The sequence below is a fragment of the Nostoc sp. PCC 7107 genome (assembly GCF_000316625.1).
Classification (GTDB): domain Bacteria; phylum Cyanobacteriota; class Cyanobacteriia; order Cyanobacteriales; family Nostocaceae; genus Nostoc_B.
In genome coordinates this window covers 4,582,043-4,595,464 of the sequence record NC_019676.1, presented here as the reverse complement: position 1 = coordinate 4,595,464, position 13,422 = coordinate 4,582,043, and the positions used below count along the sequence as shown (strand labels likewise).

General features: G+C 40.7%; 10 protein-coding genes and 1 pseudogene. 3 read left to right on the top strand and 8 right to left on the bottom strand.

Translation table 11 applies throughout. The features are described 5' to 3' along the window. Window positions 1-165 precede the first annotated feature (165 nt). From NOS7107_RS19620 to rsmH, 3 genes are all read left to right on the top strand, one after another. A complete protein-coding gene (locus tag NOS7107_RS19620; RefSeq protein WP_015114686.1) occupies window positions 166-861 on the top strand; it encodes a nuclear transport factor 2 family protein in 696 nt (231 codons plus the stop codon). Between the two features lie 225 nt (window positions 862-1,086). Further along, on the top strand, window positions 1,087-2,997 hold the full coding sequence (locus tag NOS7107_RS19615; RefSeq protein ID WP_015114685.1) for a M48 family metallopeptidase: 1,911 nt from the start codon (window positions 1,087-1,089) through the stop codon (window positions 2,995-2,997). Window positions 2,998-3,196: 199 nt separating this feature from the next. Further along, on the top strand, window positions 3,197-4,093 hold the full coding sequence (gene rsmH, locus NOS7107_RS19610) for a 16S rRNA (cytosine(1402)-N(4))-methyltransferase RsmH (protein ID WP_015114684.1): 897 nt from the start codon (window positions 3,197-3,199) through the stop codon (window positions 4,091-4,093). Between the two features lie 82 nt (window positions 4,094-4,175). Here rsmH and NOS7107_RS19605 read toward each other — a convergent pair. From NOS7107_RS19605 to mnmG, 8 genes and pseudogenes are all read right to left on the bottom strand, one after another. After that, a pseudogene (locus NOS7107_RS19605) lies at window positions 4,176-4,453 on the bottom strand (MotA/TolQ/ExbB proton channel family protein); the annotation flags it as partial. Window positions 4,454-4,726: 273 nt separating this feature from the next. Then, entirely contained in the window at window positions 4,727-5,479 is a 753-nt protein-coding gene (locus NOS7107_RS19600) for a DevA family ABC transporter ATP-binding protein (RefSeq protein ID WP_015114683.1), read from the bottom strand. A 13-nt stretch (window positions 5,480-5,492) separates the two neighbouring features. Further along, on the bottom strand, window positions 5,493-6,653 hold the full coding sequence (devC, locus tag NOS7107_RS19595; RefSeq protein ID WP_015114682.1) for an ABC transporter permease DevC: 1,161 nt from the start codon (window positions 6,651-6,653) through the stop codon (window positions 5,493-5,495). Window positions 6,654-6,691: 38 nt separating this feature from the next. Continuing rightward, window positions 6,692-7,978, bottom strand: a complete 1,287-nt coding sequence (locus NOS7107_RS19590; RefSeq protein ID WP_015114681.1) for an ABC exporter membrane fusion protein — start codon at window positions 7,976-7,978, stop codon at window positions 6,692-6,694. 24 nt (window positions 7,979-8,002) lie between these two features. Further along, the gene (locus NOS7107_RS19585) at window positions 8,003-8,593 is read right to left on the bottom strand and encodes a TetR/AcrR family transcriptional regulator (RefSeq protein ID WP_015114680.1); all 591 of its coding nucleotides are present in this window, start codon (window positions 8,591-8,593) and stop codon (window positions 8,003-8,005) included. Window positions 8,594-8,863: 270 nt separating this feature from the next. After that, window positions 8,864-9,172, bottom strand: a complete 309-nt coding sequence (locus tag NOS7107_RS28710; protein WP_157374093.1) for a hypothetical protein — start codon at window positions 9,170-9,172, stop codon at window positions 8,864-8,866. Window positions 9,173-9,728: 556 nt separating this feature from the next. Then, the gene (locus NOS7107_RS19575) at window positions 9,729-11,084 is read right to left on the bottom strand and encodes a hypothetical protein (RefSeq protein WP_367579393.1); all 1,356 of its coding nucleotides are present in this window, start codon (window positions 11,082-11,084) and stop codon (window positions 9,729-9,731) included. Between the two features lie 225 nt (window positions 11,085-11,309). Further along, window positions 11,310-13,232, bottom strand: coding sequence for a tRNA uridine-5-carboxymethylaminomethyl(34) synthesis enzyme MnmG (gene mnmG, locus NOS7107_RS19570; protein WP_015114678.1), 1,923 nt, complete (start codon window positions 13,230-13,232; stop codon window positions 11,310-11,312). Between the last annotated feature and the right edge of the window lie 190 nt (window positions 13,233-13,422).

Genomic DNA, 13,422 nt, shown 5'->3' with positions numbered 1-13,422 from the left:
TATATGCCCACAAGTTAATAAACACATCTTGAGGGATAAGTTTTCACTGGTGAAATAAATAAATTTTAGCTAGTTGTAATTTCAATTAGTTAAACAAGCTCATGTTTGCATTAATAAATCATAGCAAAACTCCCAAAATAAACTTAGGTATCAACAGTTAATTCCATGAAAAAGAGCAGAGAAATTAAGCAAGTAGCTTCAAATCTATTTTCATTACTTGTAAAGCGGTTAAGCTTGATTTTACTGGCTGGTGTGATGGTTCTGCTAGTGGGAAGTAAGTTTGATGCGGCAAGTGCATCACAACCGAATACAGAATCTGACATTCAAGACTTGGCAGTTTGTTACGCATTAGGAACTGATGCTATTGGTCGCGGAAATCTTCAAGAAGGAAAAAACATCTACCAAAATTGTTTTACTCCAGATGCTGAGATAACTGCTATTTTTCCCAATGGCGCTAGTGTTACACAGTATGGTACAAGTGCTTGGGCTGATTTTGTCTATTCAGTATTTCAAGGTAATGGATATACAGCTACTCAACATTTACTGGGTACGTTCAATATCCAAGTCCAAAATAATACAGCAACTATGTCTTCTTACCTTCATGCAACTCATAAGCTTTCAGATACAAGTATTGATGTTGCTAATGGTACCTACGTGGATACAGTTATCAAGAAAAATGGCAACTGGAAAATTAGTCGTCGTGTGCTGACACTTATCGATTTCTTAACCCTTGCTTCTCCTGGTTCTCCCGAAGCAGAGGTGTCTTCAGCAGCTAGTACTTCTGCTTCTAGTCGTTCTGCTTCTGATGTTTCTAATCAATCTAAAAAACCTCACAGACCTTACATTCCTAGCTCTAACTAAGAATGCTTTACACAATTTAACTTTGGATTAGTCAACATTTAGGACGGGGGCAATACCTGTCCTAAAAAATTTGAACTAAATTCAGGCAAATATATCGTTGAGGAGGATTATATCTTTACTTAGAATGAAATAAGAAATAAATGACTTCAGACTTCTGCATTTTTACGTAAGTCAAGCAGATATTATCTCAGTTATATTGCAAATTGAACAAGCTAGTATACATATATGGCTTTCGATCAACAACGTTTTGATAGGTTGATTCAGAGATTAGAAGCTTTTGCTAGTCAACAGCCGCCGATTTATAGATTGCACGTTGCATTTTTGGCTGTGTTGGGCTACGCCTATATATTACTGATTATAGCTGTAACAGTGGCATTACTGGTGGGTATTGTCTGGTTGATGCTCAATGCTAAATCATTTCATACTTCAGCGCTAAAAGCTGTGATTTTTTTACTAGCGATCGCTATTATACTGGTGCGATCGCTTTGGGTATCATTTCCCCCACCCACAGGGTTAATATTGCGGCGCAAAGATGTACCTAGCCTATTTTGCCTAGTTGACGATATCTCATCAAAACTCCAGGCTCCAAAGTTTCATCACATCTTACTGACAACAGATTTTAACGCCAGCGTTGTCCAAAGACCACGCTTAGGTTTATTTGGCTGGTATCAAAATTATCTGATTGTGGGTTTACCGCTGATGTTAGCATTACCGCCTGAACAATTTCGGGCTGTTCTGGCTCATGAAATGGGACATATTTCGGGAAATCACAGTCGTTTTAGTGCTTGGATTTATCGTCAACGTATAACTTGGTATCGTATTGAAGAAGGACTAGGAAAAGGTGGTAATGAATCATCATGGTTTATTTTTAACCGATTTTTAGAGTGGTACATTCCATTTTTTTATGCCTATTCTTTTGTGTTAGCACGCTTGAATGAATATGAAGCTGATAGATGTGCTGTTGAGATAGCAGGAGTAGAAAATTCTGCTAAAACCCTGATGAATGTCAAGGTAAAAGCTAGATTCTTAGAAAATTACTTTTGGTCTGATATTTATCAGCAAGTACAGACAGAGGTTGAACCACCAAAAACAAGTTATACAGCCATGCAAACAGCTTTAAATCAGGGGATACCTCTGAAAGAGGCGAGTATTTATTTAGCTCAAGCATTGGCTGAAAAAACTGATAATGCCGATACTCATCCTTGCTTAACAGATAGATTAAAAGCTTTAGGATTTACTCCCGGTGTTCAGGAAGAATTATCTGTATCTGCACCAATCAGACTCAGTGCGGCTCAAGAATATTTAGGTACTTCCTTAGAAAAATTTAGAGATGAGTTTAGTCACACTTGGTACGAAAAAATAGCAACTCCTTGGCGACAAAAATATGCTGAAGTTCAACAATCATTAGCCATATTAGATAAGTTGAATGCTAAAGCCGAGAGACAGCAATTATCATTAGGAGAAGCGACTACAAGAGCATTGCTCACATTTGAGTTGGAGGGTGAAGAAGCTGTAGTGCCATTACTCCAAGAAGTTATTAATTTAGATAGTAATCATGCTTCAGCTAATTATTTATTAGGACAAATCTTATTAAAACAAGAAGATGCCAGCGGAATTGAATATATTGAAAGAGCGATCGCTCAAGATATAGACATAGGAATTGACGGTTATCAGATAATTTTTTCTTTCCTGAAAAAACATGGGCAAAATGATAGAGCCGAATTATATCAAGAGCGTGCCGAAAAGCATTATGATTTGGTAATGCGCGGTCAAGAAGAACGTTCTAGTCTAAAAGCGAGTGATAATTTTAAATCTCATAATCTGTCCAATGCAGAGATAAATAAACTGCATCAGCAGTTATCTCGTTACCCACATATCACAACTGCTTACTTAGTTCAAAAAGTTGTGCAATATTTCCCAGAAAAACCGCTTTATGTTTTGGCTGTTATGCGAAAATTCAGCTTTTGGGAAAATAATCATGATGTTGATAACGCCCAACTTGTGGACGCTCTGTTAAAAGAAATTGAATTACCTGGGGGAGTATTTTGCTTTATTTTGAACAATAATCTCAATTTTGAGAAGACATTCAAACAAATACCAGACGCAGCAATTTACCAACAGAAAATCAAAAAATGATCACTATGATTATTTATACCTCTGCGTGAAGTAAATTTCTATCCAGATTAAAATAGATAATAAATCTGTGTGGTACTATTGTAGGGAAATTCTATTTTATTTGTGAAAATATTTTTAACGAACCGCAAAGGGCGCAGAGGGCGCTAAGAAAAGTTTCACAAATTATTTAGAACTACTACAGATTTTTTCTCTAATTCTAATGAATTCTGATTTTTCCCCATCGCTGATTATCGACGAACAGATATTTTCTCATTTACCTGTGTTACCGCAAGAAGTAATTACAGGTTTAGGGGTGTCTGCGGGAGGTTATTATCTGGATACAACTGTAGGCGGTGGTGGTCACAGTCGCTTGATTTTGCAAACTGCGCTGGACATACAGTTAACTGCTATTGACCAAGATGAGGATGCTTTAGCCGCAGCGAGGAAAGAATTAGCTGAGTTTGGTGAACGTGTAAAATTTATTAAAAGTAACTTTGCGTCTTATCCCTTTCCCACAGCAACTTTTAACGGTATTCTCGCCGATTTAGGAGTGAGTTCTTATCAGTTAGATACTCCAGAACGAGGTTTTAGCTTTCGCCATACTGCAAGTTTAGATATGCGGATGGATAAGCAAGGTTTACTCAATGCGGCTGATGTGATTAATGACTGGGATGAACGGGAACTTGCGGATATTTTCTTTAAATACGGTGAAGAACGACTATCCCGACGTATTGCTAGACGCATTGTCGAACGCCGTCCTTTTTCTACAACGACACAGTTAGCCGAAGCGATCGCATCTGCTGTTCCCCCCAAATACCGTTATGGTAGAATTCACCCAGCAACCCGCGCTTTTCAAGCCTTGCGAATTGTCGTCAATGATGAGTTAAAGTCTTTAGAAACTTTTTTAGAAAAAGCACCAAACGCCCTGGTTCCGGGTGGGAGAATTGCTGTTATCAGTTTTCATAGTTTAGAAGACCGCATAGTTAAACATAGTTTACGCAATTCTCCACTGTTGCGGGTGATTACGAAAAAGCCAATCACAGCCCAAGAATTGGAAATTGCCAATAACCCGCGATCGCGTTCTGCCAAACTCAGGATAGCAGAAAGAATCGACTGAAGTCTGAAGTCTGAAAGTTAATTTTTTGAAATCAAGAAATAAGCAAACTTGAACAGCAAAAGACTTTGAACTCTCTCACCTGTTACCTGTCACCTCTTCTTTCATAACAACGACGATATAGTAATTCTAACTGTCCGCCATACTCTTGAATCCGTGCAAGTTGGCGCTGATAAAGTCCACGGAAGATGTTTGCAAACAACAGTGTGAAAATAGCCATGACTAATCCTGATGCGACCAACTGTTGTTGTAACAACCCATAATATCACCAATATTTAAAAAAGCAAAGGATGCAATTAACCCTAAAATTGTAGCTAACAAACCTAATAATGGTGCAAGACCGATGATTGTGTCAAAAATGTTATTGTCATTAGTCATTAGTTATAACATTTCTTAATCTGCGAATTACTAAATACATTGCTAATAAAATTAGGCAACTCCACCGAAGTTTGCTTGGAGGGAAACCCTCCTGGCAACTTCTCTCTGGGTCGGCAGTCGCTCATGGGGGAAACCCCCAAGATCGCGCTGCCTCAACTTTGCGCTTGATTCTGCGCTCCTCTGCGTTCAAAAACATTAGTTTTGTACCTCAATTTACCAGAAATCGCTATATTTTCCCTCTGCACCCTGCACCTCGACTTAGTGCATTTTGGTTGCTACATCTACACCATCACTTTTGAGTATTCCATCTTCCATATAAATGATGCGATCAGCAATATCTAAAATCCGGTTGTCATGGGTAACTAGCAAAATTGTACAGCCTTGTTCTTTGGCAAGTTTCTGCATTAATTCCACAACATCGCGTCCAGATTTCTTATCGAGGGCGGCTGTGGGTTCGTCTGCTAAGACAATTTTAGGATGACTGACTAAAGCGCGAGCGATCGCAACTCGTTGTTTTTGTCCGCCAGAAAGTTTTTCTGGGTAATAATTTACACGTTCGCCTAAGCCAACTGTTTCCAGCATGGCGATCGCTTTGGCATCCATATTTTCATTAAGATATTCATCATGCAATTCTAAAGACATACGGACATTTTCTTTTACTGTCAGAAATGTCATCAAATTATGCGCCTGAAAAATATAGCCAATCTGACGGCGTAGTACTGTTAGTTTTCTTTTACTAGCGCCACAAATTTCCTGTCCCAAAATTTTTAAACTACCTTCTTGAGCAGAACGTAACCCACCTAATAAGGTCAACAAAGTAGTTTTACCCGAACCAGAGGGGCCGGTCATAATGACAATTTCACTTGCGTTAATCTTTAAATTAATATCAAATAAAACTTGTTTTTTTAGTCCGCCTTCCCCAAAGTAATGATTCAATTGATGGACGGTAATTACAGGTTCTAAATTAGCAGATGAGTTAAAGGAGTTGACTGGCAAAGATTCTTGTAACATAAAATTTTAATGGTTAGAAAATATCCGCAGGATCAGCAGAACTGAGTTTACGCATAGCGATCGCCCCAGACCCTGTACACATGATGACTGTTAAAATAAACACCGTGATTGCCCGTTGCGAATTCATGAAGATGGGCAACATAGTGGCAGTGTATGCGAGTTGATAGAGTCCGATAGAAAGGAAAAATGCCGGAATAAAACCTAAGAAAGCGAGAAATAATGCTTCTTGAAATAAGACTACCAACAGATAGCGATCGGTGTAGCCCATCGCTTTTAATGTGGCATATTCTGGCAAATGATCAGAAACATCAGAATAAAGAATTTGGTAAACAATAACGATACCAACAATAAAACCGACTCCCACACCTAAACCAAAAATAAAGCCAATCCCTGTACCGTTAGACCAGTAGGATTTTTCGATTTGGGCGAATTCTTCTGGGGTTAAAACTACAACATCTTTGGGTAATCCAGTAGCTAGTTGCGCTTGTATTTTCAAGGGATTAGCATCTGGTTTGAGAGTAATTAACCCAACCTCAATGCGGTCTGGTTTCCGGTCAGGAAAGATTTGTAAAAAAGTAGAGTCACTGGTGATGACATTACCATCCGCTGCAAAAGATGCACCATTACTAAAAACGCCTTTGACGCGGATATTTTTATTATTCAACTCCGTGTCAAACTGACCTGTTTTTTGAAAAATATCCCCCACCGCGCCGTATTCTGGACGACCTGCTTGGTCAAACAGAACTTGATTTAATTGTTTTATGGGGTCTAGATTTTGTTGAATTTCGGGAAAATTAAACGCAGATTTTGCCGGGTCGATACCCCAAACTAAAATGGCACGTTCTAATCTTGTTTCGGGATTGCGCCATTGTCCAGTGCTGATATAAACTGGATTCACTGACTTCACACCATCATAACCTAATGTTTGGTACAGTCGATCTCTCGAAAAACTTTTAACGGAAAATAGGGTTTGAAATTGGGGATTAATTAATACCAAATCTGCCTGTAAACTGCGATGTGGTTTAATAGCCGCATCAAATAATGCCCCTTCAAATCCCATCTGAATAAATATCAACATGTCAGCAAAGGTAATACCTGCGACTGCTATTAATAAACGAGTTCTTTCTTTTAATAATTGCCGCCATGCTAACGGCGTTTTCAGAAAAAGTTTCATATTTGGTCAATATCCCAAGAATGACGCTTCAGACTTTTTTAAATTTCAATTGCTGCTTGCACTTGTAAGTTAGTGAAACCTGCAACTTTTTTACTATCTTCAGGGTTGAGGCGAATTTTCACTTCCACAACTCGGCTATCTAAGTTTTCTCCGGGTTGGTTACTAAAGACGTTTTGGCGGTTGACTTGTAAACCAACGTAGAAAACTTCACCGCGCAGTTCGCCGTTAAATGCTTGGCTAGTAACTATTGCTGATTGTCCGAGTTTGACTTTGCCGATATCTGTTTGATAGACTTCGGCAACTGCAATCATCTGTTCGGTTTGTGCTAAGTCTGCAATACCGTTATCACTCATTTTTTCGCCAACTCTGGTATGAATCTTGAGTATTTGTCCGGTCATTGGCGATCTGATATAAGCTGCTTGTAAATCAGTTTGAGCGCGTTTGAGTGAGGCGATCGCATTTTCAACTTCCATTCTGGCGGCTTGCACATCCACGGGGCGGACTTCAGCAATACTGGTGAGTGTGGCTTTAGCTTCGCTGACTTGCTTGTTACCCGTAGTGTTAATTCGCGCCAGGGAAACTTTCGCTTCCGCTAGTTGTCTGCTTGCTGTGGAGTTAATTCGCGCCAAAATTGCATTGGCTTCGTCTAGTTGTTGTTTTGCTGTCTCAACAAGCAGGCGTTTACTGTCAAAGGCTGAGTTAGAAATTGCGCCTTCGGTATATAGCTTTTGATAACGTTGATATTCGGCTTGGGCGTTGTTTAATTCTGCTTCTAGCCTTCTAATTGCGGCTGCTTGGGCGATTCTATCACCTTCCCATTGGGCTTCGATACGAGCGATCGCTTCTCGTTGTCCAATGGAATCTCCTACAGATTGAGCTTGTAAGCGTTCGATGCTGGCTTGTTGTGCCAAAATTTCGCCAGTCTTCGCACCAGCTTTGACTTGATCAAGTTTGGCTTGAGCCACACGTACTTGTTTTTCGGCTTGCAGTACCGCAGTTTCTAAGCGATCGCGTGAATCTAAAATTGCCACTATCTGCCCAGTCTGAACAAGATCACCTTCTTGGACACGAATTTCTTGGACGCGATCGCCATCCAATACTAATGGTGCAGATAAGCTAATTACTTCTGCTTCTGGTTCTAGTCTGCCTAAAGCTGTGATTTTCGGTACTGATGTTGTGACAGTCTGCTCCTGAGAAGCAGTTCTACCAATTTGCCCAAACTGGGAAATGCCATAAACCACAATTCCACCAGTAATGGCGGTAGCTACAAGTACTAAACCCAGTAATTTTTTATTAGCAGGTTTCAATAGTAGATTTTGTCCCATATTCCCCTCTAAAAAATAAAATCTCTAATTAACAGAACTAGTAACGTTCTGTTGCAAATAAACAGTCAACATTTTTCCCAATAAAGCACATTGTTCAACAAAATCAATCGTTTCATTACCGCATAATTTCTCCAAAATTAACCCATTAATAAAGCTCAAGACAAAAGAGGCCAATACTTTATCTTGAACTCCCAAAAACTTACAAGCTGCTTGCTGATAACGCTGATTAGCACCTTTAAAAACACTCCCACGATGCAGCATTTTTTTTGCGTCTTGGTGCTGACAAAAATCAACCCAAACAAATGTCCATTTAATAAAATAATCTTCGTTTTTCACTAGATATCTTCCTAACGCTGCCATTGCTGCGGATAGAGTTTCTTTGCCTTCTAATTCCGCCAAAGCTGCACTCACATCCTGTTGCGAAATCTCTTCTACTAATTGTTCAAATAATGCTTCTTTACTAGAAAAGTAATGATATAAAGTTCCCGTAGAAACCCCCATACCTTGAGCAATCTGCCGCATAGTAATTGAGCCATAACCTTTTTGAGCAAATAAATCAAAGCATTTGCATAGAAGTTCTTTGCGGTATTGGTCATGGTCAACAATTTTGGGCATAAGTCAATTTTATTTATATCGAACGCTCGTTATTTATAACTTACTAGTGAAAGTTTGCCTAGTCAAGACATTTATAAAAACAAGCACTACTCCAACAAAATTTACGTTTTCCGATCTTATGTAGTGTTGTTTAACTATGAATGAGGTATTAATGCAGGCAAATTGCTGAGTTGAAGAAGTCTATTAGCTGTAACTGCTTAATTTATACTTGTATACACTTCTTAATTTATTCCTTAATATCAGCCCTGTCAAGGAGAAATCAAGGTGTAGTTAGACAAAAGTAATAGCAGCAATATTTTCCTCTAAATAAACACGGCGTTTTGTAGCAGGGATGGGAATAATCTCTTCACCTTGGACTAACAGCCAGACTGGTACAACAAGGCAAAAGTAAAAAGTGAGCCATTGCGGTAAAGCAGCCCCCATCTTGGCGGTTCCCGTCGTTCGCGTAGCGTCTCCGTCAGGAGATGGGGGACTGCTGAACCCGAAGGGTGGAAGGGTTTCCTGGCATAAAGGAGACAGTGCCGTGGGCGGGTCTCCCGACTTGAGGCAACTGTCGTCAAATGACGATCCGAAGGGCAAAAGGAAAAAGAAAGAATATTGATACCACAAGCCTTTTACCAATTCCTTATGGTCTGTTTATTTACGACGACCTGTACTAGGACAAGTTGGCTGGGTGTAACATCCGCTTCTTGTTCATCACGACCACTATAAAATTTGGAATTGGTTTACGAATTAAAGATAATATTCGTCGCCAAGGTAATATTTCACTTTTTTAAAGCTTATAGACAGTCAAACAATTTTGGATTTTAGATTTACTACAAATTCTGGAATATTACCGTAAATATTAGGGGTGCAGATTTTCTCTATATAAAAATATATTACGGTAATATTACTGGATAAGCAAAAAAAGTATGTTATATTATCTAAGCAGGATTACAGAAAATAAAAAACCTGCATGAGCAGGCTCTTAGATGTTTACTAGCGCTAAATAAAGCATAGCGCCTTTTAACATGTCTAAATAAGAGTAGGATACAACGTTAGTCTACTCTGCCCATTGTATGAACATTTTAGTCAGCCTTTAATTTTTGTATTTTTAGTCAACAAGTTTGCCTTTAGAAGTCAAAGCGATCGCTAACTACAACTTCTGCCCTGTGTAGATTGAGCGAACTTCTCCATTCCGGCGAATGATCGCTTCTCCATTGTTTACTTCTACTAATGTCCAGCCACTAGTACCAATGCTTTCTCCGATATTGATGCGGCGAGTCACACCGTCAACTTGAAATAAAGCCGCAGATTTATTACCTAACTCCAGCACACCTTCTAAAGTATGACTGGGGGTAGCTTGAGCGCTGGATCCCACATATACTTGTTGAGTAGTTTTTGGCGATGCAGCTAAACTAGCTACTGGCGGTTGTGCCGCACGCAATGGTGCAACTGGTAGGGACGGAATTGGACTAGCAGATTGCCGCACCGCAATTGGTGTGGTACGCACAGCCACAGGTTTGATATCTGTCCGCACAGCAGCCGCCAACATATTGACACTGACAGGTTTACCTGGTTGCTTAATAGTGTTTAAGGCAGTTTTGACCGCATTAGACTGATTTGTTTGTTTAGCATTGGCTATGGGCGGTAAAACTATAGGAGTCCCAGGAAGCCGTGGTAGCCCATAGCGCATAGGTGACGGCGCTTGATAAACAGGAATATAGATGCGTTCAACAACGTTGCTTGCAGAACGGTTAGCGGTAGGGGCTGTGTTGTTGGAAGTTAGGGGAGATGGTAAATTACCGATTGGTAAACTACTAGCAGATGCAACGGATGTACGACTAGAAGTTATCCTGTTGCTGGTTCCACTGCGAAAAGATGTTTGGTTTTGCTGATCGATGATGGCTAAAGAACCTAACAGATAGTCAGCTAAATCTGCCTCAATATCTGCGCGTGTAGGTATTTGCGCCCCTGACACTAAAATGTTTTGCTGGGTATATTTGCCAGTCACAAAAGAGAGAAATTCAGCGCGTAGTAAGTAAATCGTACCAGCGATCGCTATCCCAACGGCAGTTCCTAAAATCACCAGTTTGCGAAAAGCGAGTCTGATTTTTCTAGGTTTTCTGATCCCGGAAGCCGTCGCTGGCGTATCAACTACAACTGTACTAGGATGCTGGTTTCTAATTTGGGGAACGCTTTGGACAGTGCGGTTCAGCGTGTTTGGTAAGACAATCTGCGGTATACTCAGTGTTTGCAGAGGCTCGTAATCTGAGTAGTACCAATCGTTTACAGATGTTTCTTCTCTAGAACGCTGTGGTATGCGACCACCATACCTGACAGTATGGGAAGATAAAGTGCCACTCCCATCTAAAATATCGTCAATATCGGCAAACAGATCATCCATCAAGCCATCAGCATAAATTTCGATTGACCAAGGCTCGTTGGTAATTAATTCTTCTGATGGCTCCGGAAAGATGAGATGGGTGTTGAATTCTTGTAACATAGGCATGATTTTGGGTTTTATTTGCCAGGATTAAGAAATGCTCTTGATACCTGGAAATCAGGGTTTTGCAAAGATATCAAACTGCCAGCCTAAACTTGACGAGTTTATTTTTATGTGGTATTAATTTCAACTGTAGTCTGGAGATAGCTAGTGATGCCAGTTATGAATTCGTGTCATCTATCATACCAATCTCCTTCCTTCTACTATACTCACGCTTGTTAAAACTTTAAGTTACGTTAACGCCGGAAAGTCTTTCTGGTTCTTTGTTTTACGCAATTCCAAATATATTAACAGTGCGTTAATATCCGCAGGATTCACACCTCCTATACGGGCGGCTTGACCAATAGTCAGTGGTTTTACCTTAGTTAATTTCTCCCGTGCTTCTTTAGAAAGGGTATCAATTTTAGCATAATCTAAATCCGCAGGTAGCTGGCGGTGTGCTTGACGGGCAGTTTGTTCAATTTGGTTTTGTTGTCTGGCGAGATAGCCAGAGTATTTGATGTCAATTTCTGCGCCTTCTTTCTCCGCTGTTGTCAGGCTGGGATTGTTCAAACCGTATCTCTCCAGGTCAACATAATGAAATCCTGGTCGCCGCAGCAAGTCAGCGAGAGTAATAGAACCTTTGATTGCTTGTTGAGTATTAGCTGCGATCGCTTTTCCTATTTCATCATGTTCTTTGATGCGAGTGGCGTATAACCGTTCTTTTTCCGCAGTAATTTGGGCTTGTTTGCTGGTGAATAATTCCCAACGGCGATCGTCAATTAAGCCAATTTCTCGTCCCAAAGGAGTTAGGCGTTGGTCAGCATTATCAGAACGCAACAGCAAGCGATACTCAGACCGACTAGTCAGCATCCGGTAAGGTTCGCGCAAGTCTTTTGTACACAAATCATCCATCAGCGTACCGATGTAACTTTGCTCACGCGGAAACACAATCATTTCTTGACCACGCACAAGCCGCGCCGCATTAATTCCCGCCACAATTCCTTGGGCTGCTGCTTCCTCATAGCCTGTTGTCCCGTTAATTTGACCAGCACAAAATAGCCCAGCAATTTTTTTAGTCATCATCGTGGGATAACACTGTGTTGCTGGTAAATAATCATACTCCACAGCATACGCCGGACGCAGCATCACACAATTTTCTAACCCAGGAAGACTCCGCAGCATTTGTACCTGCAAATTTTCTGGCAACCCAGTGGAAAAACCTTGAATATATAGTTCGGGAATATCACGCCCTTCCGGTTCAATAAAGATTTGGTGACTTTCTTTATCAACAAAGCGGACAATCTTATCTTCAATACTGGGACAATAACGGGGGCCTTTCGCCTCTACCCAACCACCATAAACAGGCGATAAATGTAGATTTTCTTGAATTAAGCGATGGGTGGCGGCGGTGGTACGGGTCATGTAACAAGGCATTTGTTCCCGTTCTACCCACACATCTGGGTCAAAACTAAACCAGCGAACCTCTGCATCTCCCGGCTGGATTTCCATTTTACTGTAGTCAACCGATCGCTTATCTACCCGTGCGGGTGTCCCAGTTTTCAGTCTTCCTGTTTCAAAACCCAAGCGATTTAAGGTTTGTGTCAAACCCTCAGCAGCAAATTCTCCTGCGCGTCCCGCCGCCATTGATTTGTTACCGACCCAAATCTTGCCACCTAAAAAAGTACCAGTGGTTAAAATTACTGTTTTACATTCAAATCCCACACCGAAATAAGTTTCCACGCCAACAACTTCATCGTTAGCGCCCAAAACTAAATCTGTTACCATCCCTTCTCGGATGCTCAAGTTCTCTTGATTCTCGACAATAGCTTTCATCACAGCAGCATATTCACGCTTGTCTGTTTGGGCGCGTAATGCCCAAACAGCCGGCCCCCGTGAAGAGTTGAGGATACGCTTTTGTAAATATGTGCGGTCTGCCACTTTGCCAATTTCCCCGCCGAGGGCATCTATCTCATGGGTTAACTGAGATTTAGCTGGGCCACCCACCGCTGGGTTACAAGGTTGCCAAGCAATTTTATCTAAATTCAGCGTCAATAGCAGAGTCCGGCAACCAAGACGGGCAGCGGCCAGGGCGGCTTCGCAACCGGAGTGACCTGCACCGACGACAATGACATCATAAGCGTCTTGGAATTCAATGGAATTGTGCATGGTCATACTTATACAACAGAGAGCTAAGAGTCAAAAAATTTTGGATTTTAGATTGATGCGCCTATTAAGGTTAAGCATCTTGGGGATTTTAGGTTTATTCTATCCAGACAGGACAGGAGTTGTACCGAAAAACTAATCCAAAACTCAAAATTCAGTATGGTCATTGATATTTTAGCTGATCCAGTGCTTTCAAGGA

Coding starts and splice junctions, on each gene's coding strand:
- NOS7107_RS19620 (WP_015114686.1), top strand. CDS start 166: ATGAAAAAGAGCAGAGAAATTAAGCAAGTAGCTTCAAATCTATTTTCA.
- NOS7107_RS19600 (WP_015114683.1), bottom strand. CDS start 5,479: ATGTTACAAGAATCTTTGCCAGTCAACTCCTTTAACTCATCTGCTAAT.
- NOS7107_RS19585 (WP_015114680.1), bottom strand. CDS start 8,593: ATGCCCAAAATTGTTGACCATGACCAATACCGCAAAGAACTTCTATGC.
- devC (WP_015114682.1), bottom strand. CDS start 6,653: ATGAAACTTTTTCTGAAAACGCCGTTAGCATGGCGGCAATTATTAAAA.
- mnmG (WP_015114678.1), bottom strand. CDS start 13,232: ATGACCATGCACAATTCCATTGAATTCCAAGACGCTTATGATGTCATT.
- rsmH (WP_015114684.1), top strand. CDS start 3,197: ATGAATTCTGATTTTTCCCCATCGCTGATTATCGACGAACAGATATTT.
- NOS7107_RS19590 (WP_015114681.1), bottom strand. CDS start 7,978: ATGGGACAAAATCTACTATTGAAACCTGCTAATAAAAAATTACTGGGT.
- NOS7107_RS19615 (WP_015114685.1), top strand. CDS start 1,087: ATGGCTTTCGATCAACAACGTTTTGATAGGTTGATTCAGAGATTAGAA.
- NOS7107_RS19575 (WP_367579393.1), bottom strand. CDS start 11,084: ATGCCTATGTTACAAGAATTCAACACCCATCTCATCTTTCCGGAGCCA.